At 71.8% G+C, this 21,999-nt stretch carries 17 protein-coding genes and 1 pseudogene; 13 read left to right on the plus strand and 5 right to left on the minus strand.

Going from position 1 to position 21,999, the window contains the following annotated elements:
• Positions 1-103 precede the first annotated feature (103 nt).
• Positions 104-1,081, minus strand: coding sequence for a fibro-slime domain-containing protein (locus tag OV079_RS38770; RefSeq protein ID WP_267774669.1), 978 nt, complete (start codon positions 1,079-1,081; stop codon positions 104-106).
• A 914-nt stretch (positions 1,082-1,995) separates the two neighbouring features.
• Here OV079_RS38770 and OV079_RS38775 point away from each other — a divergent pair.
• From OV079_RS38775 to OV079_RS38820, 10 genes and pseudogenes are all read left to right on the plus strand, one after another.
• The gene (locus OV079_RS38775) at positions 1,996-2,688 is read left to right on the plus strand and encodes a hypothetical protein (protein WP_267774671.1); all 693 of its coding nucleotides are present in this window, start codon (positions 1,996-1,998) and stop codon (positions 2,686-2,688) included.
• A 23-nt stretch (positions 2,689-2,711) separates the two neighbouring features.
• Positions 2,712-2,993 (plus strand): acyl carrier protein, encoded by a 282-nt coding sequence (locus OV079_RS38780; RefSeq protein WP_267706062.1) that lies wholly within the window; start codon positions 2,712-2,714, stop codon positions 2,991-2,993.
• Positions 2,994-2,998: 5 nt separating this feature from the next.
• Positions 2,999-4,768: a fatty acyl-AMP ligase gene (locus OV079_RS38785; protein ID WP_267774673.1), complete on the plus strand. Its 1,770-nt coding sequence runs from the start codon at positions 2,999-3,001 to the stop codon at positions 4,766-4,768.
• A gap of 88 nt (positions 4,769-4,856) precedes the next feature.
• Positions 4,857-6,647 (plus strand): hypothetical protein, encoded by a 1,791-nt coding sequence (locus OV079_RS38790; RefSeq protein WP_267774675.1) that lies wholly within the window; start codon positions 4,857-4,859, stop codon positions 6,645-6,647.
• Positions 6,648-6,777: 130 nt separating this feature from the next.
• The gene (locus tag OV079_RS38795) at positions 6,778-7,569 is read left to right on the plus strand and encodes an alpha/beta fold hydrolase (RefSeq protein WP_267774676.1); all 792 of its coding nucleotides are present in this window, start codon (positions 6,778-6,780) and stop codon (positions 7,567-7,569) included.
• Between the two features lie 389 nt (positions 7,570-7,958).
• Positions 7,959-8,318, plus strand: a complete 360-nt coding sequence (locus OV079_RS38800) for a hypothetical protein (RefSeq protein ID WP_267774677.1) — start codon at positions 7,959-7,961, stop codon at positions 8,316-8,318.
• On the plus strand, positions 8,270-8,575 hold the full coding sequence (locus OV079_RS38805) for a hypothetical protein (protein ID WP_267774679.1): 306 nt from the start codon (positions 8,270-8,272) through the stop codon (positions 8,573-8,575). Before OV079_RS38800 ends, OV079_RS38805 begins: the two co-directional genes overlap by 49 nt.
• Positions 8,576-9,657: 1,082 nt before the next feature.
• Positions 9,658-10,176: pseudogene (locus OV079_RS38810) on the plus strand (DUF4215 domain-containing protein); the annotation flags it as partial.
• Between the two features lie 290 nt (positions 10,177-10,466).
• Positions 10,467-11,705, plus strand: coding sequence for a fibrinogen-like YCDxxxxGGGW domain-containing protein (locus OV079_RS38815; protein ID WP_267774680.1), 1,239 nt, complete (start codon positions 10,467-10,469; stop codon positions 11,703-11,705).
• A gap of 95 nt (positions 11,706-11,800) precedes the next feature.
• The gene (locus OV079_RS38820; protein WP_267774682.1) at positions 11,801-12,274 is read left to right on the plus strand and encodes a DUF4112 domain-containing protein; all 474 of its coding nucleotides are present in this window, start codon (positions 11,801-11,803) and stop codon (positions 12,272-12,274) included.
• A gap of 232 nt (positions 12,275-12,506) precedes the next feature.
• Here the strand turns inward: OV079_RS38820 and OV079_RS38825 are convergent, their stop codons facing one another.
• Positions 12,507-12,956: a hypothetical protein gene (locus OV079_RS38825; protein ID WP_267774683.1), complete on the minus strand. Its 450-nt coding sequence runs from the start codon at positions 12,954-12,956 to the stop codon at positions 12,507-12,509.
• A 127-nt stretch (positions 12,957-13,083) separates the two neighbouring features.
• Here OV079_RS38825 and OV079_RS38830 point away from each other — a divergent pair, with 127 nt between their 5' ends.
• Positions 13,084-14,292 (plus strand): tolB protein precursor protein, encoded by a 1,209-nt coding sequence (locus OV079_RS38830; RefSeq protein ID WP_267774684.1) that lies wholly within the window; start codon positions 13,084-13,086, stop codon positions 14,290-14,292.
• Between the two features lie 206 nt (positions 14,293-14,498).
• Here OV079_RS38830 and OV079_RS60670 read toward each other — a convergent pair whose 3' ends face one another.
• Genes OV079_RS60670 through OV079_RS38845 form a run of 3 tightly spaced genes read right to left on the minus strand, consistent with a single transcriptional unit; the run spans position 14,499 to position 19,650 of the window.
• Complete coding sequence (locus tag OV079_RS60670) at positions 14,499-17,453, minus strand: prolipoprotein diacylglyceryl transferase family protein (RefSeq protein WP_338089127.1); 2,955 nt, start codon at positions 17,451-17,453, stop codon at positions 14,499-14,501.
• On the minus strand, positions 17,438-18,946 hold the full coding sequence (locus OV079_RS38840) for a hydantoinase/oxoprolinase family protein (RefSeq protein WP_267774686.1): 1,509 nt from the start codon (positions 18,944-18,946) through the stop codon (positions 17,438-17,440). The genes OV079_RS60670 and OV079_RS38840 overlap by 16 nt, the downstream gene beginning before the upstream one ends.
• 20 nt (positions 18,947-18,966) lie before the next feature.
• Positions 18,967-19,650, minus strand: a complete 684-nt coding sequence (locus OV079_RS38845; RefSeq protein ID WP_267774688.1) for a hypothetical protein — start codon at positions 19,648-19,650, stop codon at positions 18,967-18,969.
• Between the two features lie 76 nt (positions 19,651-19,726).
• Here OV079_RS38845 and OV079_RS38850 point away from each other — a divergent pair, with 76 nt between their 5' ends.
• Positions 19,727-20,731, plus strand: a complete 1,005-nt coding sequence (locus OV079_RS38850; protein WP_267774689.1) for a histone deacetylase family protein — start codon at positions 19,727-19,729, stop codon at positions 20,729-20,731.
• Positions 20,683-21,546 (plus strand): hypothetical protein, encoded by an 864-nt coding sequence (locus tag OV079_RS38855; RefSeq protein WP_267774691.1) that lies wholly within the window; start codon positions 20,683-20,685, stop codon positions 21,544-21,546. The genes OV079_RS38850 and OV079_RS38855 overlap by 49 nt, the downstream gene beginning before the upstream one ends.
• Positions 21,547-21,999: the final 453 nt, after the last annotated feature.

The raw sequence follows: 21,999 nt of genomic DNA on the forward strand, positions 1-21,999 counted from the left end.
CCGTCGACGGAGGCGGGGCCGAGAGCACACAAAGTTACTGCTGAGTTCGCTTCGCTGTGGGCGAAATTCGACGTGAGCTTCTTCATGTTTCGGGTCAGCCCGGTCAGCCCGGGATGACGAAGCACTGGATGCTGGTGTCGATGCGGAAGTTCGACTCGGTGGTGTGGCGCTCGGCGTGGAAGATGTCCATCGCGTAGTTCTGGCCGATCGAGATCCCGAGGTAGCCCGCCTGGGCGTCGAGGTCGATCGTGTCGGTCAGCTGGGGGTGCAGCCCGCCGAGGTCGATCGCCAGCTTGCCGTTGATGAACAGCCACAGATCGTCGTCACCGGTGAACGTGAACACCTCGCCGCCCTGGTAGGTGAACTCGGTGTGGATCTCGGTGGTGAAGTGGAAGTTGTGCGGGTTGCCCTCGTTGCCCCAGCCCTGGTCGTCGATGGGGAAGAAGGCGTTGTTCTGGTAGGTGAACTGGCCCGGCGACACCTCGGTCAGCGGGATGTCGATCTGGAACGCCATGTTGACGTCCGGCGTGTCGTTGTACCACTGCGCGAACTCGTTCGGCCCGGTGGTCTGCGGCGTACCGCCGGGGTGGGCGTAGACCGGCTTGTGGTCGGGTCCGAGGTCCTGCTGGACCAGGCCTTCGTAGGCCGTGTCGCCGCCGAAGGTCTCGAAGTCGGGGTGGCTCGTGCGGAAGTCGCGGATCGTCGCCTTCATCACCGGGTCGCACTCCGGCGGCTCGAAGCCGGTGGTGTCCGGCAACGAGGTGACGGTCATCGGGAAGGTCGTGCTCGTGCTCGTCGTGGTGTCGTCCGGGCCGGTGGTCGCGGTCGTGGTCGGGGGCTCCGTGGGCGACACCGTCACCGCCGTCGCCGAGCCGTCGCTGCCGCCCTCGGTGAGCGCGCCGGTCTCGCTGGTGTTGGCGGTCGCGCCAGGGTCGGTCGAGGTCTCGCTGGCGGAGGCGGTGCTCAGCGAGTCGATGCCGGTCTGCCCGGTCGAGTCGGTCGGGTCCTTGCTCTGGACCGAGTCGCCGCAGGCGGGCAGGAGCGGGGCGATGGCGAAGATGGTTTTAAGGACATGTCGCATGGTGTGCTCGCTTCCACGGATGATGCGGCCCGCGGCGGCGGAGGTCCGCGGGGACGCGGCCGGACCTACCACCGCGGCGGCGGGGCGCCGGTGCGCGGGCGACGGGGCCCCGCTCCGACGCGAGCCGCCGCGCCGCGGACGGGCCGGCTCGTCCGCGGCGAAGGACGCGCGGGCCGGGCACGGCGGGGCGCTCGCAAGTCTCTTCGGACATGTCCGAATGGACATGTCGAAGATGAAACCGCGCGAGCGCACCAGCCACGTCGACGAGGATAGCTCGCGCCGCCGCAGCGATCGCGGGGGGATGCACCCGCGGGCGTTTCGAGCGGCCTCTGCGCACTTGACGCGACGTGCGGCGGGCGGTAGCCCCGCGGCTGAACAAGCCGCAGCGTGCGGCTTCGAGGCCGCGCCATGTCGTCGTTCGAGCTCATCGAGGTCCCCCTCAGCGACCGCAAGCTGGTCGAGCGGTTCATCCGGGTGCCCTGGTACGTCCACCGCGAGCATCACCCGAGCCCGCGCTGGGTGCCGCCGCTGTTGATGGACCGGCGGGACTATCTGAACCCGGACAAGAACCCGTTCTTCAAGCACGTGCAGGCGGCGTTCTGGATCGCGCGCAAGGACGGGCGCGACGTCGCCCGGGTCGCGGCGGTGCGCGACGAAGACTTCGTGAAATTCCACGGCCTGCAGACCGGCTACCTCGGCATGTTCGAGTGCCCCGACGACCGCGAGCTCGCGCAGGCGCTGGTCGACACCGCCAAGGCCTGGCTCGCCGCCCGCGGCTGCACCGCCATGATCGGCCCGTTCGAGCTGTCGATGAACTACATCTCGGGCGTGCTGGTCGAGGGCTTCGACCGCGACCCCGGCATCAACATGCCGTACAACCCGCCGTACTACGACCGCCTGCTCAAGGGACAGGTATGGCCAAGGCCAAGGACCTGCTGCACTGGGGCATCGATCCTCAGCGGCCGATCCCCGAGCGGGTGGCGAAGATCGCCGCCAAGGTCGCCGAGCGGCGCGGCATCACCATCCGCGACATGCGCTTCGACGACTGGGACGCCGAGGTCCTGCGCTCGCTCGAGGTCATGAACGACGCGTGGGAGAAGAACTGGGGCTTCGTCCCGGTCGGGCGCGAGGAGTACCTGCACATCGCCAAGGACCTCAAGATGGTGCTGGAGCCCGGGCTGCCGATCATCGCCGAGGTGAAGGGCGAGCCGGTCGCGTTCGTGATCACGATGCTCGACGTGAACCCGGTGCTGAAGAAGCTCGACGGCCGGCTGTTCCCGTTCGGGATCGTGCGCCTCCTGTGGGACTTGAAGGTGCGCAAGGTCGTCAAGGGGGCGGCTCATCCTGCTCGGGATCAAGGCCGCCTACCGCGGGCAGGGCATCGACACGCTGCTGTTCCTCGCCACCCACCGGGCCGCGCAGCGGCTCGGCTGGACCGAGGGGCAGATCGGCTGGACCCTCGAGGACAACGACCGGGTCAACGCCGCCGTGAAGAACATGGGCGGCTACCCGATCGCCAAGTATCGCGTGTACGAGACCACGCTGTGACCCCGCTAACGGTGGCCGGCGCGCGCGCGGCTTCCGGTCGCGCTCCAGTTGCGATATAGCCGCCGGTACTCCGGGGAGCGCCGTGACCGAAGCCGCCAGACCCACCTACGAAGCCGTGCTCGCCAAGATCTACGCCTACTTCGACGAGAACCTGGCCGAAAAGCCAGCCGCTCCCGTGAGCGAGCAGTCGCACCTGATCCAGGACCTGCGGCTCGACTCGATGCAGAGCTTCGAGATGGTGTCCGACCTCGAGGACCACTTCGGCATCACCATGCCGATGGAGCTGTTCCAGCACGTGGTCACCGTCGGCGACGTGGCGCGCGAGGTCGTCAAGGTCATCGCGCAGGAACGCGGCGAGGCCTGAGCGCGATGACGCGGCCAGAGACGCTCACGCAGGCCCTCGACGCGGCGACCGCCCGCGCCGATTTTGGTTACTCGCACCTCGTCCAGGAGAAGGACCCGGTCAGGTTCCTGTCGTACGCCGAGACCGCGCGGCGGGCCCGACGCTTTGGCGCGGCGCTGCAGGCGGCGGGGGTCCGCCCGGGCGAGCGCGTCGGCCTCATCCTCCCGGACTCGTCCGAGTTCGTCGAGGCGATCTACGGGGCCATGTACGCCGGCGCGATCCCGGTGCCGGTGTACCCGCCGATGAACCTCGGCCAGTTCGAGGGCTACCTCGCCAACACCACGCACATCCTGCGCCAGGCCGGCTGCTCGCTCGTCGTCACCGACGGCAAGGTGCGGCCGATCCTCGGCAAGCTGATGAGCAACGTGCCGAGCGTGCGCGCGGTCGAGGTCTACGCGGCGTTCGTCAAGCAGGTCGACGAGCGCGCGGCGCCGATCGGCGTCGACGTGAAGCCCGACGACGTCGCGTTCCTGCAGTTCACCTCGGGCAGCACCTCGCAGCCCAAGGGCGTCACGCTCACCCACGCCAACCTGATCGCCAACATCGCGGCGCTCGGCGCCGGCCTCCACGCCGACGGCGACACCGTCGGCCTCAGCTGGCTGCCGCTCTACCACGACATGGGCCTCATCGGCTTCGTGTTCGCGCCGGCGGTGCTGCAGGTGCGCGGGGTCCAGTTCATGTCGCCGCTGCTGTTCCTCAAGCGGCCGGCGCTGTGGCTGCGCCAGCTGTCGGAGCGCAAGGCGACCGTCACGTTCGCGCCCAACTTCGCGTACGGCCTGTGCACCGCGCGGATCAAGGACCACGAGCTGCAGGGCGTCGACCTGTCGCACCTGCGCGTGGCCGGCTGCGGCGCCGAGCCGATCCAGTACGACACGCTCAACGCGTTCGCCGAGCGCTTCGCCGCCTGGGGCTTCAAGCGCACCGCTTTCCTGTCGTGCTACGGCATGGCCGAGCACAGCCTCGCGGTCACCTTCGTCGATCTGCAGGAGGACCTGCGCGCCGACGTGGTCGACCCCGACGCGCTGGTCCACGGCGAGGCCAAGCCGAGCGACGGCGCCGACGCGCTCAAGGTGGTCTGCTGCGGGCGCACCTTCCCCGAGCACGACCTGCGGATCGTCGACGCCGAGGGCAACCCGCTGCCGGAGCGCCGCGTCGGGCAGATCGAGCTGCGCGGGCCGAGCGTGATGCGCGGCTACTGGGGCGACGCCGAGCGCACGCTGCAGGTGCTCAAGGACGGCTGGCTGGCCACGGGCGACCTCGGCTACCTGGCCGACGGCGAGCTCTACGTGTGCGGCCGGATCAAGGACCTCATCATCATCCACGGCCGCAACTACTACCCGCAGGACCTCGAGTGGCAGGCCTCGCAGGTCGAGGGCGTGCGCCGCGGCAACGTGGTCGCGTTCGGCATCGAGGACGCGTCGCTCGGGCGCGAGCGGGTGATCGTGGCCGCCGAGGTCCGCACGCCGCACGCCGACGACCTGCGCGACAAGATCGCCGCGAAGATCCTCGAGACCCTCGCGCTCAAGCCCGACGAGGTCGTGCTGCTGCCCCCGGGCAGCCTGCCGAAGACCTCGAGCGGCAAGCTGCAGCGCAACAAGACGTCGGAGCTGTACCGCGACGGTCAGCTCGGCAAGGGCGCGGTCAAGGCCGGCACGATCGACGTCATCAAGCACCTGGCGACGTCGCGCTGGAGCTACATCCGCGCGGCCTTCGGCAGCCGCGACGCCGAGGACTGAGCGCGCTCGCCCGGCGCGGCCACGCGCCCGCGACGTCGTGGCGACGTCGCGGTCGCCTTGGCGTATCGTCGGCCGCGGAGGTGCGAGGATGAAGGCAGCGACTCGGAGGATCTTGGGCGCAGGGGTGCCGGCCCTGGCGATCGCCTGCAGCACGGCGGCCGGGGCCAACGACACCGACGGCGGGCCCACGGGCAACGCCACCGACCCGGTCACATCGATCTCCTCCACCGGCGATCCCAGCAGCCCCACCGCCTCGGCCGGCGGCAGCGAGGGCACCTCCGACGCGCCGACCTCGACGACCGACTTCGACCCGACCGGCCAGCCGGAGGGCACCACCAGCGGCACCACCGGCGAGCCCCCGGCGCCCAGTTGCGACGGCAGCGGCGGACCGGCCGTCGCCGCCGAACCTGTCCTTTCGATCACATTGAAAGATCGCTGGGAGGAGGCCTGGCTCGGCTCGCCCGCGGTCGCCGACCTCGACGGTGACGGCGACAACGAGATCATCGTCCCGCGCGGCCAGGCGCTCCTGGCCTGGGCCGCCGACGGCGAGGTCTTGTTCAAGTTCGAGGCCGAGGGCGGGCGGAGCTGGGCGAGCCCGGTGGTGGCGAACTTCATCGGCGGGCCCGAGCTCGAGATCGCGTTCGCCGCTCGCGACAAGGTCTACTTGCTCGACAGCACAGGGGCGATCGCACCTGGCTTTCCGGTCACCTGGGAGGACGAGCTGCGCAGCATCGCCGCCGGCGACCTCGACGGCGACGGCGGCCTCGACATCGCGGTCAGCGTCGGCCACGGCGGCCCGACCGACGTCGTCAACGCCTGGCGCAGCGACGGCACCCCGCTGCCGGGCTTTCCGCCCAACCAGAGCGGCAGCTTCGGCTGCGACGACAAGTGCTACCTGGCCGGCTGCTACGACCAGAACCTGGCTGTCGGCGACCTCGACGGCGACGGCAAGGCCGACCTGGTCGCCCCGCACGACAACGCCTACGCCAGCATCCACAAGGGCAGCGGCGAGGCCTTCGACGCCGCCGACCTGTTCCCCGTGACCAAGACCCCGGGCGTCCGTTACTTGCACGTCCTCGCCGAGGCGATGCAGGGCTACGCCGAGGACGAGGAGACCGCGCTGCAGGCTCACTTCACCAACACCGCGCCGGCGATCGCCGACCTCGACGGCGACGGTCAGCGCGAGGTCGTCATGCTCGCCAGCGTGCAGAACGCGGCCCAGAGCGACCGCGAGAAGGGCGTCGCGGTGTGGGTCGTCGGCGCCGACGCCAGCCGCCGTCCCGGCTTCGACCCGCCGGTGCACCTGCCCGACTATCTCGGGCCTGTGGGACTACGGCGACACCAACATCGTCGGCATCACCAACCAGGTCGCGGTCGCCGACCTGCGCGCCGACCACCCGGGCCTCGAGATCGTGTTCGTCGGCTTCGACGGGCGGGTGCACGCCGTGAGCGCCGCGGGCCAGGTGCTGTGGAGCACCGAGTACACCACCGATCCCGAGGTCGCGGCCGGCGGCGTGGTGATCGGCGACCTCTCGGGCGACGGCGCGCCCGAGGTCGTGTTCAACAGCTACAGCACCGGCGACGACAAGGGGGCGCTGTTCGTGCTCGGGAGCGACGGCGCGGTCCAGCACCAGCTGCCGCTGCCGCGCCGCGGCGCCATGCCCGTGCCCACGCTCGCCGACGTCGACGGCGACGGCCAGGCCGACATCGTCGTCTCGCTCAAGGACGCCGAGGACATGGTCGAGAGCGTGCGCGTCTACACCGTGCCCGGCTCGACCGCCTCGTGCCTGCTGTGGCCGACCGGCCGCGGCAACTACCTTCGCAACGGCCTCGTGCCGTAGCATGTCCGAAGGGACATGCTGTTGCGGGGGACCGGTGACGAGCGCGTCCTCGAGGACATGTGACATGTCCTTGAGGACAGTTCGACGCGCCACGCTCGCCGAAGTTGCCGGGGCTGCGCCGGCACACTGCGTTGCGCGGCGCGGCAGCGGGTGATAGCACTGCGCGTCATGAGCGGTCTCGAGACTATCGCCATCACCCGCTGGGGCGCCGGCGGTCCGCGCATCGTCCTCGTCCACGGCGGCGCGCAGGGCAGCGGGGTCGGGGGCGAGCGCCACTTCTCGGCGCAGGCGCGGCTGGCCGATCGTGGCTTCGAGCTGCTCGTGCCCGATCGGCCGGGCCACGGCCGCACTCCGGCGCCGGGTCGCCCCGACGACGCCGAGGCCGACGGCGAGTGGGTCGCGCAGCTGCTCGGCGACGGCGCCCACCTCGTCGGTCACTCGTTCGGCGGCTGCGTCGCGCTCGCGGCCGCGGCCCGGCGACCCACTGCGGTCCGCAGCCTCACTCTCATCGAGCCGGCCATGCTGGCGGTCGCGCTACCGCATCCCGCCGTCCTCGGCTTCGTGCTCCGCACGGTGCTGACGCTCAAGCTGTCGCGCTCGCCCGAGGCCCGCGCCCGCCGCTTCGCCGAGCTCATGCACATCCCCGACGACATCCGCGGCGGCGGCTCGCCCGCGGAGTTCGTCGCGATGGGCCAGGCCATCGAACGTCTCAGGGTCCCCGCGCGGGCCGACCTCGAGCGCGAGCTCGCCGTCGTCGTCCAGGCGAACATCCCCCTGTTGGTCGTGACCGGCGGCTGGAGCCGCGCCATGGACATCACCGCCGCCCGGGTCGCGTCGCTCGGCCGCGGCCGTCTGATCACGATCTCCAGCCCGCATCACTTCCCGCAGCTCGTCTCCGAAGAATTTAATAAAGAGCTCGACGCGTTCGTCGCCGGCGCGGAGCGCCGCGCCGCTCCGTGAGCCGAGCGAGTCCTCGGCGTGGCGAGCTTCCGGATAGCCTCGAGTTCGCAGTCGTGCTCGCCGAGGCTGACGGTTCCCCGACCGACGAGCTTGTGAAGTCGGCGGTGACGCACGCGCCTCGTCGTACCGAGTGCAGCGCGCAGGGCCGTGACGTGAGAGTCTCGGGGCCGGCGTTCCTCGTTCGTGCGGAGAGCCAGGATGCGCCGGATCGAAGCATATGTCCGAAAGGACATGTGCATTTCTATAAAAAAAGCACCTGCGAACTCCCGTGCGCCTCGCGGACTCGGCGCCGCGCCTGCGTAGCCGTCTGCACGCCCCGCCGGGTGCGTGCGTCAGCACTTCGTCGCCGTCACGGGCCTTCGCCCGCGCAGTTTGCTAGCGTCTCCATCATGCAGGACTCTGCCCGCAGTCACCGCGATCTCGTCATGGGGGCGCTCGCCGGCCAGGCCGCCCTCGCCGCTCGTTCCGCAGCGCGCGCGCTGTACGAGGCCGGCGGCCGCGACGTCCTCCCGACCGTCGCGCAGGCCGGGCTGCAGACCGTGCTGACGCGCACCGCCACCGGGACCGTCGCCGCCGCCGCGCCGACGCTGCTGGTCGAAGCCGCGGTGCAGGCCGGCGCGGCCGAGGTCACCAGCCTCGCGGTGGTCACGACGGCCCGCGCCGCGGGGCCCAGATCGCGCGCACCGCCGCCCGCGCGGGCGTGGTCGGCCTCGTCGTCGACGCCGCCTTCGGCGCGGCCGAGGGCGTGATGGCCTACCGCCGCGGCACCATGACCGGCAAGCAGGCCTGTGTCCACGCCACGGTCGAGGCCGGCACCGGCGCCGCCTCGACCTCGGTCGGCGTGCTCGTCGCCGCCGGCGCGGTCGCCCTGACCGGCGGCCTGGCTGTCCCTGCGGTCATGGCCATTGGGACAGGTACCGCCCTGGCCGCCAAGCTCGGCCTGCGCCGCCTGTTCGTCCGCAACCGCGCCAGCAAGCCCGCCGCGCCGCTGCCGGCCGCGAGCTGAGCCCGCGCCACGAACGCGCGAGCGGCTCAGCTCGCCGGTTCGCAGCCACCTCCGTCGCGGCAGCCGGCGAGCAATAGGTTCGCCGGCGGGCACGATGGATGAGCTCACCCGGCACCTCCGTCGCGGTCGCGCTCGACGAGCCCGGCTCGTGGTCATCTTCGTGGCGGTCGCGCTCGATGGGCCCGTGTCGTGGTCACCTTTCGGGGTCGTGCTCGATGAGCTGACCCGGCTCGTGGCCACCTCGGTCGCGGTCGCGCTCGATGAGCTCGTCCGGCTCGTGTGGTCACCTTGGTCGCGGCAGCAGTCGCCTTCGTCACGAGGGGCTCGCCCGGTCGAGGAGCCATCGCCGACGTCGAGCTCGTCGATCCTGCGCCGCGAGCCGCCGACACCTGCCCGCGTCGCCATCGGATCATCGTTCTGCTGGCTGATCCCCGCGCCAGCGCGTCGTCGCGCCCGCGCGCGGCTCGAACCCGCGCGCTGCGTCCTCACCTCTCCCGGCCGAATCGCCTGCTTGTGCCCTTCTGCGGCTTCTGGCAGGCATATGAGGTCTCGTGGCGACAGTGTGCGGAGATTCGCCCCCATGCGTGGGGTGAGCGGTCGGCGAGGCGTGGAGGATGCACATGCGGATGATGGAGCTTGGACTACGGCGATCTGTCTTTTCGACCACCTTGTTGTTGGCGGCGTGCGGTGAGACCGACACGGCCGGCACGGCCAGCGCGAGCGAGGCCACGACCACGAGCGGCGACGTGCAGACCAGCACGGGCGCGCCGCTGACGACGACCACCGTCGGCGTGACCGACACCCCGACCACGACGCAGGGCATGTCGGGCGGCGAGACCGTCGCGCCGACCGAGCCCACGACGACCACCGACAGCACCACCACGACCACCGGCGACACCGACACCACGACCACCGGCGAGCCCGATCCGGTGTGCGGCGACGGCCACGTCGATCCGGGCGAGGCCTGCGACGACGGCCCCGACAACGGCGCCGGCAAGCCGTGCAACCTGCAGTGTCAGAGCAACACCTGCGGCGACGGCGACCAGGGCCCCGGCGAGGAGTGTGACGACGGCGCCGACAACATGGATTCCAACAGCTGCAAGGCCGACTGCACCAACAACGTGTGCGGCGACGGGGCCGTCGGTCCGGGCGAGGGCTGCGACGACGGTAACGACGACGACGCCGACGACTGTACCAACGCCTGCGCGCTCGCCAGCTGCGGCGACGGCATTGTCGCCCCGACCGAGCAGTGTGACGACGGCAACGCCGACAACACCGACGATTGCACCGACACCTGCACCGACGCCATCTGCAGCGACGGCCACGTCCAGGACAGCGTCGGCGAGGAGTGCGACGACGGCAACGACAACGCCGACAACGCCGCCTGCACCACCGCCTGCAAGCTCAACGTGTGCGGCGACGGCGCCCTCTACAACACCGGCAGCGGCGTCGAGGAGTGCGACGACGGCGTCGACAACGGCCCCGGCAAGGCCTGCAACGCCGACTGTCAATTCAACACCTGCGGCGACGGCGACCAGGGCCCCGGCGAGGCCTGCGACGACGGCAACATCGACCCGGGCGACGGCTGCTCCGCCACCTGCAAGCTCGAGGAGTGCGGCAACGGCACCCTCGATCCGGGCGAGGACTGCGACGACCAGCAGAACGGCGACGACGACGACGGCTGCACCGACAGCTGCGAGCTCCGGCCTGCGGCGACGGCATTCATCAACCCAACGAGGGCGAGCAGTGCGACCTCGGCGGCCTCAACAGCGACAGCGGCGCCTGCACGGTCGCGTGCAAGCTCGCCACCTGCGGCGACGGCCTCGTGCAGGCCAACGTCGAGCAGTGCGACGACGGCGCGGCCAACGGCCCCGGCAAGCCGTGCAACGCCATGTGCAAGACCAACGTCTGCGGCGACGGCGACAAGAGCCCGAGCGAGGCCTGCGACGACGGCAACCAGAGCAACGACGACGCCTGCACCAACGTCTGCAAGCTCGCCACCTGCGGCGACGGCTTCAAGCAGCCCGGCGAGGAGTGCGACGCCGGCATGAACAACAGCAACACCGGCGCCTGCACCCTCGCCTGCAAGAACCCGGTCTGCGGCGACACCTTCGTCCAGCCCGGCAAGGGTGAGCAGTGCGACGACGGCAACCTGTCGAACAACGACGCCTGCCTCAACACCTGCAAGTCCGCCACCTGCGGCGACGCCATCGTCTACCAGGGCGTCGAGCAGTGCGACGACGGCAACCAGAGCAACAACGACTTCTGCAGCAACCAATGCGTGTTGCCCACCTGCAGCGACGGCGTCAAGAACGGCAGCGAGACCGACGTCGACTGCGGCGGCTCGTGCGGCAAGTGCGGCCTGAACCTGCAGTGCACCGGCGGCCTCGACTGCACCACCGGCTACTGCAACGCCGGCAAGTGCGGCATCGCCACCAGCTGCAAGGCCATCAAGCAGGCCACGCCCGGCGCCGGCAACGGCGTCTACCCGATCGATCCGGACGGCGCCGGCGCCCAGCAGCCGTTCAACGTCTTCTGCGAGATGACGATCGACGGCGGCGGCTGGACCCTCGCGCTCAAGGCCAACGGCACGCAGAGCACCTTCACCTACGCCGCTGCGCTGTGGACCAACACCGCGACGCACCAGCCGCAGTTCCCCGACCTCGACCACAACGAGGCCAAGCTGCAGAGCTTCAACACCGTGCCGTTCGCCGACGTTCTCGTCGGCATGGAGTACCCGATCGGCAACGGCCCGCTGGTGCTGAAGACGGTCAAGCTCGCGGGGCTCAACCGGCCGTCGCTGCAGAACTTGATGAGCGGCGCCTACGTCGCGACCGCCGTCGGCCGCAACGCGTGGAAGAGCCTGATCGACAACAGCTCGCTGCAGCCGAACTGCAACCGCGAGGGTTTTAATAGTGTGCCGTGGAACGTCGCCGGCTGGCCGCGGACGCGGATCGGCATCGTCTCCAACCAGGAGGCCAACTGCGACTCGCCCGACTCGTACATCGGCATCGGCGGCGACGGGGGCCAGTGCAACGTCAGCGGCTACTCCGTGGGTGACCTCGCCAGCTGCGGCGGCGACAACGGCGACAAGAACCTCGCGGCGTTCGGCGCGGTGTTCGTCCGCTGAGCTCGCCGGTCGCGGCGTCGGTCGTCTTTCCGGCGCCGCGACCCGTTCCCATGTTCTGCGTTGCCGGGCCTGCGGAAGGGCACCATCCTCTCCGCATGCCCCGCGACGCCGAGCAGCGCGCTCCTGACGACGTGCGACAGATCGCCACCTGGCTCGACAACGCGGTGCGGATCCCCGGCACCGACTGGCGGGTCGGCCTCGACCCGCTCCTCGGCCTCGCGCCGGGCCTCGGCGACACCGTCTCGTCCGTGCTGTCGGGCTGGATCGTCGTGCGCGCGGCCGGCCTCGGCGCCTCGCCGGCCACCCTGGCGCGCATGACCGGCAACGTCCTCGTCGACGCCCTGGTCGGCTCGGTGCCTGTCCTCGGGGACATGTTCGATTTCGGCTTCAAGGCCAACCAGCGCAACCTCGCCTTGCTCGAGGGTCACCTCGCCGACCCCGCGCGGCGCCGCGTCGTCGATCGCCGGCTCGTGATCGCCGCCGCAGTCGCGGCCGTGCTCATCCCCGTCGGCCTGGCCGCGCTGGTCGGCTGGCTGGTGTTCGCGGCCGTGCGCGCGGTCGGCTGGTGACGCGCGGGAGCGAGCCGTGGGCGCGCGAATTTCGACCGCGCATCGACCGTGGCCACGGCGCATGGGTCGCGAGGCTGACGCGCTCGCCGCGATGGCGGAGCGACGGGCTCGCGCCGACCTCGTGTCACGGCGCATCGATCGTGAGGCCGACGCGCCGGCACCGAAGCGGAGCGACCGCGAGGGCTCGCGCCGGCCTTCCTCGCCTGCACCGCGCCGATCGATGCAGCGGTTCTCAGCGGCAGCCCGCCTTGCGCGCCGCCACCGCGAGCGCGTCGGCCCCGAAGCGGCGCCCGATCTCCGCCTCCATGACCTTATTAAAACCGTGGGCGCGCATGCGGAGCTCGTCGACGGCTGCGCAGTCCGACAGCGCGCGGTGCTCGATCCGGTGCTCGTGCCACAGCAGTCGGGCGTAGCGCTCGCGACACGGGGCGGGCAGCCCGAACGTCTGCAGCGTCAGCTCGCCGCGGCCCAGCGCAGCCCGGGCCTCGCGCTCGCCCTGCGCGTACGCGGACGCCTGCAGCGCCTCGAACGCCTTCACCGCCGACTCCGGGATGCTCGGGCCATCCCACTCGGCCAGCGGCGGCGGTGGGCTTTCGGGGTGCGAGGTCGCGGGTGAGGGTCCGTGTTCGGCGCAGGCGGCGAGGCTCAGGGCGACGAGCAGGGACCGGCGAGCGGTTGTCATCACGCTCAGAGCGTGACTCGCCGGCGATCCGCTCACATCCGACCCCGATCGGCCCCTTCGGGTTGCCCGCGCCCGCGGACCTGCGCTATGAGCCATCGTCGCACTCCTTGCCACGAACGGCCGCGCGATGCACCGACGCTTCACGATCCTCCCTTCCGTCGTCCTCGGCGGCGCCCTCCTCGCCGCCTGCGGTGGCGGCACCGAGAGCCCGGCCAAGCCTGCCCCGGCCGCCCCGACGGCGCCCGCGACTTCAGTCGAAGCGTCGGTCCCGGCGCCGGCTCTGCCCCCGGTGCCTGTGACGCCCCCGCTGACCGCCGACGAGCGGGCCGTCGCGCCCGGGCGGATCTACTTCCTCGCCGAGCGCGAGGGCGGGGCCACCATCGACGTCATCTTGCCCTCGGGACAGGGCGCAAAGACCATGCTCCAGGGGACAGCCGGCGACGGTCCGCCGTCGGTGCTGCCCGGCCCGGTCGCGCCCGGCGGCGAGCTGATGGCGATCATCACCGTCGACGAGCACGAGGGCGCGCACTTCGAGCGCATCGAGGTCCGGCCGCTCGGGGCCGAGGGCGAGCTCGGCGAGCCGCTGTGGCGCAGCGACGCCGCGCCGCAGGTGCGCAGCCCCGCGTGGTCGCCCGACGGGCGCACGCTCGCCTTCGAGGCCGCCTTCTCGAGCTTCCGCGACATCTACGCGGTCGACCTGGCCGACCGCACCAAGCCCAAGCTCAACCGCCTGACGGACCACCCGGCCGGCAACTACGAGCCGGCCTGGTCACCCGACGGGCGCCGGATCGCCTTCGTCTCCAGCCGCGACGGCAACGCCGAGATCTACGTCATGCACGCCGACGGCAGCGAGCCGCAGCGCGTCACCCACTTCCAGCTCGACGACTGGGGGCCGACGTGGTCGAAGGACGGCGGCCTCCTGGCGTTCGTCAGCAACCGCGAGAGCGCCGACCGGATCTTCCTGTGCAAGCCCGACGGCAGCGAGCTGCGCCGGTTGACCGCGGAGAAGGCGGCGCCGGACGCCAAGTTCGAGCCGGCCGAGGCCGAGCCGACCTTCACGCCCGACGGCCAGGGCCTCGTGTTCAGCACCCGCACCGGCTCGCAGCAGGGCGCGCTGCGCTGCGCCGACCTGGCGACCGGCGCGATCACCCCGCTCACCGCCGGCACCAGCTTCGACCGCGAGCCGACGTTTTCGCCCGACGGCAAGCTGCTGGTGTTCGCCTCCGACCGCGACGGCGACCCCGAGCTCTACCTCATGCGCCCCGACGGCACCGGCGTCACCCGCCTCACCGAGCGCAAGGGCGTCGACTGGCTGCCGCGCTGGAGCCCGCGCTGACGACATGCCCTGAAGGGCATGCTCTGAAGGGCATGCTCTGAAGGGCATGCTCTGAAGGACATGTCCTCGGTCATCGCCGAAAGAACGATGACCCCTCGCATCGGGCCGCTGGCGGTGAAGTGGCCCGTATCAGGGCGCCGCGGCATCGCGCGCGGCCTGGCGGCGCGGGCACCAGAGCGGCGCCCGGCGCTCGCCCGGCGATGCGTTCAGGTCGCCGCCGGCGCGGCGTTCTTGGCCTCGGCCTCGGCGCGCTCGCGGGCGATGCGCTCGCTGTCCTTGGCGTAGGCGAAGTCGTCCGGCTTCGGCTTGCGGATGAACACCAGGTACACGCCGGCGGCGAAGATGATCATCGTCGCGTAGTGGGCGGTCGTCAGGCCGAAGTACAGCTTGTCCTTCTCGCGCATGAAGTCGAGCGTGAAGCGGAACGGCGCGTAGAGCAGGCACATCAGGCCGGTGATGCGGCCCGGGGCCGACTTGGCCCAGCCGAACACGAAGTGCACGAACAGGACGATCGGCACCAGGTACATGAACTCGAGCAGGCCGTTGTCGAAGCGGTACTCGCCGCCGGGCCAGGGGCCGACCGCGAGCGGGTGCGACGGGTCGACGATCGCGCCGGGGTGGTCGTGGACGAGGGCGCAGCCGAGGCGGCCGAGGGTGAAGCCGACCAGCAGGCCGAACACCAGCATGTCGGACCAGATCAGGTACGGCTGCTTCACCTTGCGCAGGTACCAGAAGAACCCGACCAGCGCGCCGAAGAACCCGCCGACGCTCGACAGGCCGTTCCAGATCATCAGCAGCACCGCGGGGTTCCGGGCCACGTCCTCCGGGAAGTAGAACAGCACCGAGACCCAGTGCGAGATGACGAAGCCCGTGATCAGGATGTAGAACATCAGGTCGCGCGCGATGAACTCGTCCATGTCGCGCTTCTTCGCGAACGCCAGGCAGCGGTGGTACCCGAGGATGACGCCCACCGCGACCAGCGGCCCGAACACCTGCAGCTTCAGCGGCCCGATGACGGGAAGATCGGCGATCAGCTTCTCGGGCGGCTTGATGTACGGGATCAGTGCTTCGAGCATCGGAAGCCGCAAGGTAGCCGAACCCCCCGGCCCTGCAAAACCCCGGGCCTCAGCGCGCCGGGCCCGGAGCCCGGCTCGCCGTAGCCTCCGCCGCCGGGCGTCTCGATCGTGAGGCGCTGGCCGGCCTGCACCGTGATTCGCGCGCGTCCAGGCAGCTCCGCGCCGTCCAGCAACTGCGCCCGCAGGCGCCCGCAGCCCCGCCTGCGAGCCCGAACGGCGCTCTGCTGCGCCGCTCCGCCACGATCGAGACTTCGATCCCGCCGCGCAGGAATTCGAGTTCGCGCACGAGCCCGTCGCCCCCGCGCCAGCGCCCGATCCCCCCGAACCGCGGCGCAGCGCGAACCGATGCACGCGCACCGGAAATCGCGCCTCGAGCACCTCCGGGTCCGTGATCCGCGTGTTCGTCATGTGCGTGTGGACCCCGGACGCGCCGGCCTCTCCGGCGGTTGCGCCGCTGCCGCCGCCGATCGTCTCATAGTAACCAAAGCTCGCGTCGCCGAAGCTCAGGTTGTTCATCGTGCCCTGGCTGGCGGCCGCGGCCCCCAGCGCGCCGAGCAGCACGTCGACCACGCGCTGCGCCGTCTCGACGTTGCCCGAGGCCACCGCGGCACCTGTCTCCGGGGACAGGATCGTCCTCGCGGGCAGCACCAGGTCGACCGCGCGCAGGCAGCCCGAGGCCAGCGGGATCGGCCGCCCCGCCAGCAGGCGCAGCACGTACAGGAGCGCCGACACCGTCACCGCGCGCGGCGCATTGAGGTTGCTCGCCGACTGCGGCCCCGTGCCCGTGAAGTCGACGCCGAGCCGCGCGCCGCGGCTCGTCAGCGTCACTGCGATCGCGGTGCCGTCGTCGAGCGCGTCGGTGAACGAGCGCGCGCCCGCCGGCATGCGGGCGATGAGCTCGGCGACGCAGGCCGCCGCGTCGTCCTGGATCGCCCGCAGATAGCTCGCCAGGCCCGCGCTGCCGCAGCTCGCGGCGAGCTCTCGCAGGAGGCGCGCGCCGGCCTGGTTGGCCGCGATCTGCGCCTCGAGGTCGGCGAGGTTCTCCTCCGGCCGGCGCGCGGGCCATGTCCCTTGGGTCAGGATCGCCAGCACCCCGTCGCGGTCGAGCCGCCCGCCGCGGACCGCAGGGAACGCGCGGAACACCACGCCCTCCTCGGCCAGAGTGCGCGCGTCCGGCGGCATCGAGCCCGGCGTGATGCCGCCGACGTCGGCGTGGTGTCCGCGGTTGGCGACGAACCCGCACAGCGCGCCCGCGGCGTCGTGGACCGGCGCGATCACGGTGATGTCCGGCAGGTGCGAGCCGCCGGCGGCCGGGTCGTTGGTGACGAACACGTCGCCGATCTGCGGCGAAGGGTGCGCCGCCAGCACGCCGCGGATCGACTCGCTCATCGCCCCGAGGTGGACCGGGATGTGCGGCGCGTTGGCCACCAGCCCGCCCTCGGCGTCGAACACGGCGCACGAGAAGTCGAGCCGCTCGCGGATGTTGGTCGACAGCGCGGTCCGCTGGAGGACGACGCCCATGTGCCGGGCGATGCCGGAGATCCGCGCCCCCATGATCTCGAGGCTGATGGGGTCGACCTCGCCGGCGCGAACCGGTTCGGCGCCCGCCACGTCGCGCGCGACCAGGCTGCCGCCCTCCGCCAGCTCGGCGACGAAGCCGGGATCGAGGACGATCGTCGCGGTCGCGTCGAGGATCAGCGCCGGTCCCGCGACCCGCTGCCCGGCCGCGATCGCCTCGCGCCGCAGCGTCGGCACCTGCTGCCACTCGCCGGCGATCCACATGTCCGAGAGCGCAGGCACGTCGGAGCGACCTGTCTCTTCGGGCACCTGGCTGCCGACCGCCTCGCCGGTGACCACGAGCTCGACCCGCGCGCTGACGACCTCGATCGGGTAACCCGGCCGGGCGTAGCCGAACTCGCGCGCGTGGGCCTGCTCGAACGCCGCCCGCAGCCCGGGGCCCCAGGGGACCGTCAGGGTCACGTGCGTCCCGCGGTAGCGCAGGTCGACCCGCTGCGCCGCCGACACCTCGAGCTCGCTCTCGGCCGCCAGCGTCGCCCGGCCCTCGCTCTCTAGCCTTTGGAACATGTCCGAAAGGTCCAGTGAATCCGCGAGCTCGACCCCGCCGACGTCGGCCTGGCCGTGCCAGCCGGGCCGGGCCGCGCCGATGCCGACGGCCGACAGCACCCCCGCGAGCGGGTGGAACACGAGCGTGCGGATCTGCAGCGCCCGCGCCACCGCGCACGCGTGCTGCCCCCGGCCCCGCCGAACACCACCAGGGCGTGCTCGCGGACGTCGTGGCCGCGGCGCACCGTGACGTCGCGGATGGCCGCGGCCATGCGCTCGTCGGCGATCTGCCGCAGCCCCTCGGCGACCTGCAGCGGCGACATCGCGGCCCCGCCGGCGTTCACCGCCTCGGTCAGCGCCTCGAGCCCGGCGAACGAGCGCTCGCGGTCGAGGGCGAACGGGAAGCGCGCCGGGTGCAGGCGACCCAGCACGAGGTCGACGTCGGTCAGCGTCAATGCCTGTGCGCTCGCTCGCCCGTAGCACATCGGCCCCGGATCGGCGCCGGCGCTGTCTGGCCCGACGGACAGCTTGCGATCGCGGTACCTGCAGATCGATCCGCCGCCGGCCGCGATCGTGTGGACCGCCAGCATCGGCGTGCGCAGGCGGACCCCGGCCACCCGCGTCTCGTAGCTGCGCTCGAGCTCGCCGCCCCAGCGCAGCACGTCGGTCGAGGTCCCGCCCATGTCGAAGCCGATCACCTGCGGCAGGCCGAGCCGCGTCGCGATCGCCGCGCACGCGACCGCCCCGCCGGCCGGCCCCGACAGCACCGCGTCGCGCCCGCGGAACCGCTCCGCCGCGCACAGGTCGCCGCTCGACTGCATGAGCTGCAGCTCCGCCGAGCCCAGGCGCTCCCGCAGCCCGCGCACGTAGGCCCGCAGCAGCGGCGTCAAGTAGGCGTCGACCACCGCGGTCTCCGCCCGCGCGAGCAGCCCCTGCGCCGGCGCCACTTCGTGCGACAGCACCACCTCCTCGAACCCGGCCGCCCGCGCCGCCGCCCCGACCTCGCGCTCGAGCCCGCCGTCGCGGTGGTCGTGGATCACCGCCACCGCCGCGCTGCGCAGGCCCTGCGCGCGGATGTCCCGCAGAGCATGTTCCAATGCACCTGTCTCGAAGGACACAATCACTGCGCCGTCGGCCGCCCGGCGCGCGTCGACCTCGACGACCGCGGCGGGCAGCGGCGAGGGCTTGTGGATCGCCAGCGCGAACAGCTCGGGCCGGGCCTGGTCGCCGATCTCGAGCAGGTCGGCGAAGCCGCGGGTGATGAGCAGGGCCGTGGGTGCGCCCTTGCGCTCGAGGAGGGCGTTGGTGGCGACGGTGGTGCCGAGGCGGATCCGGCAACGCGGCAGGGGCTCGTGCTCGGCGAGCCCGAGCAGCCCGCGGATCGCCCGCAGCGGCGCGTCGTCGGTCGACAGCACCTTGATCGCGCGCAGCCGGCCGGTGCCCGGCGCTCGACCGACGCAGTCGGTAAAAGTCCCGCCGCGATCGATCCAGAACTCCCACAGCTCCTCGCGCATCGCGGTCTCCTTACCACGTCTCACTCGGGTCGCTCGGCCAGGCTGAGCGTGTCCCACAGCGCCTCCCACACCTCCTCGGCCATCGCCGACTCCTTGCGCCCGGGGTCGGTGGCGATCGGCGCGGCGATGTCCCAGTGGACCACCTCGCCGCGCCTGCCGTCTCGCCGCTCGATGATCATCAGCTGGCCGTCGAACCCGCCCGGGGGCGCGAATTTCGCCTGGTCCGGCAGCTTCCACGCCGGCTGCAGCCGGGTCGCCACCATCGCCCAGTCGACCGGTTGCCGCGGCCGCGGCCGACACATCCCGAGGCCGTGGCCGGTGCGTCGGTCGACGCAGTCGATCCAGTCGCGGTACTCGGCGAACACGCCGTCGTCCTCTTCTTGCGTGGGCGCCGACCAGAACACCCACATCTCGCCGGTGACGCCGTCAGCGCCCTCGCGGACCTCGACCAGAGCGCGCCGCGCAGGGGTCCGGATCCACACGCGCAGCTCGGTGTCGAGGGCCCCCAGCCGCGCCTGCGCCAGGGGTGGTGCGCCGCGCAACAGGTCGGCGCGGGCCAGCTCGTCGACGCGGGCGGCGAGCCAGTCGACGGGCGGCAGCTCGCGGACGATGGTCGCGTCCCGCGGCGCAGCACAACCTGTCCCAAAAGTCCAGTGGAGGCCGAGGAGGGCCGCGGCGGCGAGCCGACGAGACGAGACATGCATCGCAGCGGCGAGCGTAGCGGGACGGGCGAGCGTTGCCAAACCGCGGGGGACGTGCCAACTATGCCGACCTCGGGCGATGACGACCGGCGAGAAGATCTTTCGTCAATTGCGGCGCCGCGCCAATCAGATGTTCGCCCGCCTGCGGCCGCCGCCGGCCGCCTTCGTCTACGGCCCGCATTACGAGTGTTCGTGGCCCGGCTCGGCGGTCGACGAGGTGCGCGGCGAACGGATCCTCACCGCCCTGGCGGCCGAGGGCCTCGTCACCTTCGAGCAGGTGCGGCGCCCGCCGCTGGCGACGTATCACGCGATCCGGCGGGTCCACGACGACGCCTACCTCGACGCCTGTCAGCGCCCCGAGGTCATGATCGACATCCTCGGCGGGCTCGAGGTCAGCGAGGTCGACACTGCGCGGATCCTCGACCTCCAGCGGGCGATGACCGGCGGCACCATGGCCGCCACCGACATCGCCCTCGGCACCGGCAAGATCGCCATCAACCTCGGCGGCGGGTTTCACCACGCGCATCGCCAGGTCGGCCGCGGCTTCTGCGTGTTCCACGACGTCGCGGTGGCGATCGCCGAGCAGCGCGCGCTCGGCTTCCACGAGCGGATCCTCGTCGTCGACCTCGACCAGCACGACGGCGACGGCACGCGCGCCCTGTTCGCCGACGACCCCAGCGTGTTCACGCTGTCGATCCACAATCAACACTGGGGCGACACCGAGGCGGTCGCCTCGACCAGCGTCGCGCTCGGCGACGTCGTCGGCGACACGCTGTACCTCGAGACGGTGCAGCTGCACCTGACCGAGGCGCTGCGGCAGCACCGGCCGCGCCTGATCTACTTCCTCGCCGGCACCGACCCGGCCGTCGGCGACCGCGTCGGGGTGTGGCAGATCAGCGCGGAGGGCATGCTCGAGCGCGACATCGCGGTGTTCGAGGCGATCCGCGAGTTCGCCCCGGACGCCGCGGTGGTGGTCTGCCTCGCCGGTGGTTACGGGCCGACCACCTGGCAGCACAGCGCGCGCAGCTTCGCTGGTTGCAGAGCGGCCACCGCGGCTTCGAGCCGCCCGACAACGACGAGCTGACGCTGATGCGGGCGCGCCACTACGCGGCGCTGCTCAAGCCGTCCGAGCTCACCGGCGAGACCGACGACCTCGGGCTCACGCTCGAGGACCTGGTGCCGAGCCTGGCGGCGGCCGCCCGCGAGCCGCGGTTTTTGGGCTACTACTCGCGCCAGGGCCTCGAATTGGCGCTCGAGCGCCACGGCTTCCTCGGCCGCCTGCGCGGCAAGGGCTTCCAGCCGTCGCTCGAGTTCAACCTCGTCGATCCGCAGCGGCACATCCTCAAGATCTTCGGCGACGCGGAGCACAAGGAGCTGCTGTTCGAGCTGGTCGTGCGCCGCGACCGGCGGACGATCTCCGGCTTCGAGTTGCTGGCGATCGACTGGCTCCTCCTGCAAAACCCGCGCGAGCACTTCTCCGCGGACAAGCCGGCGCTGCCCGGCCAGCGCTACCCCGGCCTCGGCCTCTTCGAAGAGACCGTCGCCTTGCTGATCATCGCCTGCGAGCGCGTCGGCCTGGCGGGCCTGGTGGTCACGCCGTCGCAGTACCACCTCGCGGTGCAGTGGCAGAAGCGGCTGCGCTTCGTCGACCCCCGCGCCGGCGCGCGCATGCGGGCGATCCGCGAGGCGCTGCCGGGAGCGAGCCTCACCGAGGCCGCGCGCGCGCTGCAGGAGGGCCACGTCGTCGACCAGTCCGGAAAGACATGTGCATACGAACCCTCGCCGATGATCTTCCCGATCTCCGACGAGCTCAAGGCCGAGCTCGACCCCGAGAACTACCTGCGCGCGATCGATGAGGCCGCCGACGAGTTCCGCTTCCAGCTGTCGTCGCCGCGGTGAGGCCATTCGCGCGGACTCGATGGATTCTCGTGTCCGGTTGCCGTCGCGCTGCTCCCGGCCGTCCTCGGGGCTGGTTCCAGGTGCCTTCGCAGGATTGAAGCGCCCGGCTCCGTCGCAGCCCTGAAGAGTCCGCTCCCGGCCGTGGTCTTGCTGCCCGGGCGTGCGTCCTTCAGCCGGGATCGGCGCGCTGATGGGCGTCGCCCCTCGCGGCCGCGCGGCTGGATCTCTCCGCTCGGGGACCTCGCGGCCCGGACGTGTTCCGAGCCCGAGCGCCGCCCGGATGCGCGGTGATGCGCGCGGCGTCGGTCGCATTCTCGGTTACGCTGCCGGTATGGTGTCGCCGTGCAATCTCTGGCTCCCGGTCGCGCTCATCGTCGCGCTCGCAGCGAGCGCATGCACCGGTCACGACGTGGCCACGCGGGCGCGAGCGCAGCCCGTCACTCCCGCGACCGA

The organism is Nannocystis pusilla (assembly GCF_026626665.1).
GTDB classification, from domain to species: domain Bacteria; phylum Myxococcota_A; class Polyangia; order Nannocystales; family Nannocystaceae; genus Nannocystis; species Nannocystis pusilla.

Bases quoted from the DNA above. Each gene is read 5' to 3' on its own strand.
- OV079_RS38770 (WP_267774669.1), bottom strand. From the start codon at position 1,081: ATGCGACATGTCCTTAAAACCATCTTCGCCATCGCCCCGCTCCTGCCC.
- OV079_RS38840 (WP_267774686.1), bottom strand. From the start codon at position 18,946: ATGCGCGAGGAGCTGTGGGAGTTCTGGATCGATCGCGGCGGGACTTTT.
- OV079_RS38850 (WP_267774689.1), top strand. From the start codon at position 19,727: ATGACGACCGGCGAGAAGATCTTTCGTCAATTGCGGCGCCGCGCCAAT.
- OV079_RS38820 (WP_267774682.1), top strand. From the start codon at position 11,801: ATGCCCCGCGACGCCGAGCAGCGCGCTCCTGACGACGTGCGACAGATC.
- OV079_RS38830 (WP_267774684.1), top strand. From the start codon at position 13,084: ATGCACCGACGCTTCACGATCCTCCCTTCCGTCGTCCTCGGCGGCGCC.
- OV079_RS38790 (WP_267774675.1), top strand. From the start codon at position 4,857: ATGAAGGCAGCGACTCGGAGGATCTTGGGCGCAGGGGTGCCGGCCCTG.
- OV079_RS38775 (WP_267774671.1), top strand. From the start codon at position 1,996: ATGGCCAAGGCCAAGGACCTGCTGCACTGGGGCATCGATCCTCAGCGG.
- OV079_RS38795 (WP_267774676.1), top strand. From the start codon at position 6,778: ATGAGCGGTCTCGAGACTATCGCCATCACCCGCTGGGGCGCCGGCGGT.
- OV079_RS38785 (WP_267774673.1), top strand. From the start codon at position 2,999: ATGACGCGGCCAGAGACGCTCACGCAGGCCCTCGACGCGGCGACCGCC.
- OV079_RS38800 (WP_267774677.1), top strand. From the start codon at position 7,959: ATGCAGGACTCTGCCCGCAGTCACCGCGATCTCGTCATGGGGGCGCTC.
- OV079_RS38825 (WP_267774683.1), bottom strand. From the start codon at position 12,956: ATGACAACCGCTCGCCGGTCCCTGCTCGTCGCCCTGAGCCTCGCCGCC.
- OV079_RS38815 (WP_267774680.1), top strand. From the start codon at position 10,467: ATGTGCAAGACCAACGTCTGCGGCGACGGCGACAAGAGCCCGAGCGAG.
- OV079_RS60670 (WP_338089127.1), bottom strand. From the start codon at position 17,453: ATGTTCCAAAGGCTAGAGAGCGAGGGCCGGGCGACGCTGGCGGCCGAG.
- OV079_RS38845 (WP_267774688.1), bottom strand. From the start codon at position 19,650: ATGCATGTCTCGTCTCGTCGGCTCGCCGCCGCGGCCCTCCTCGGCCTC.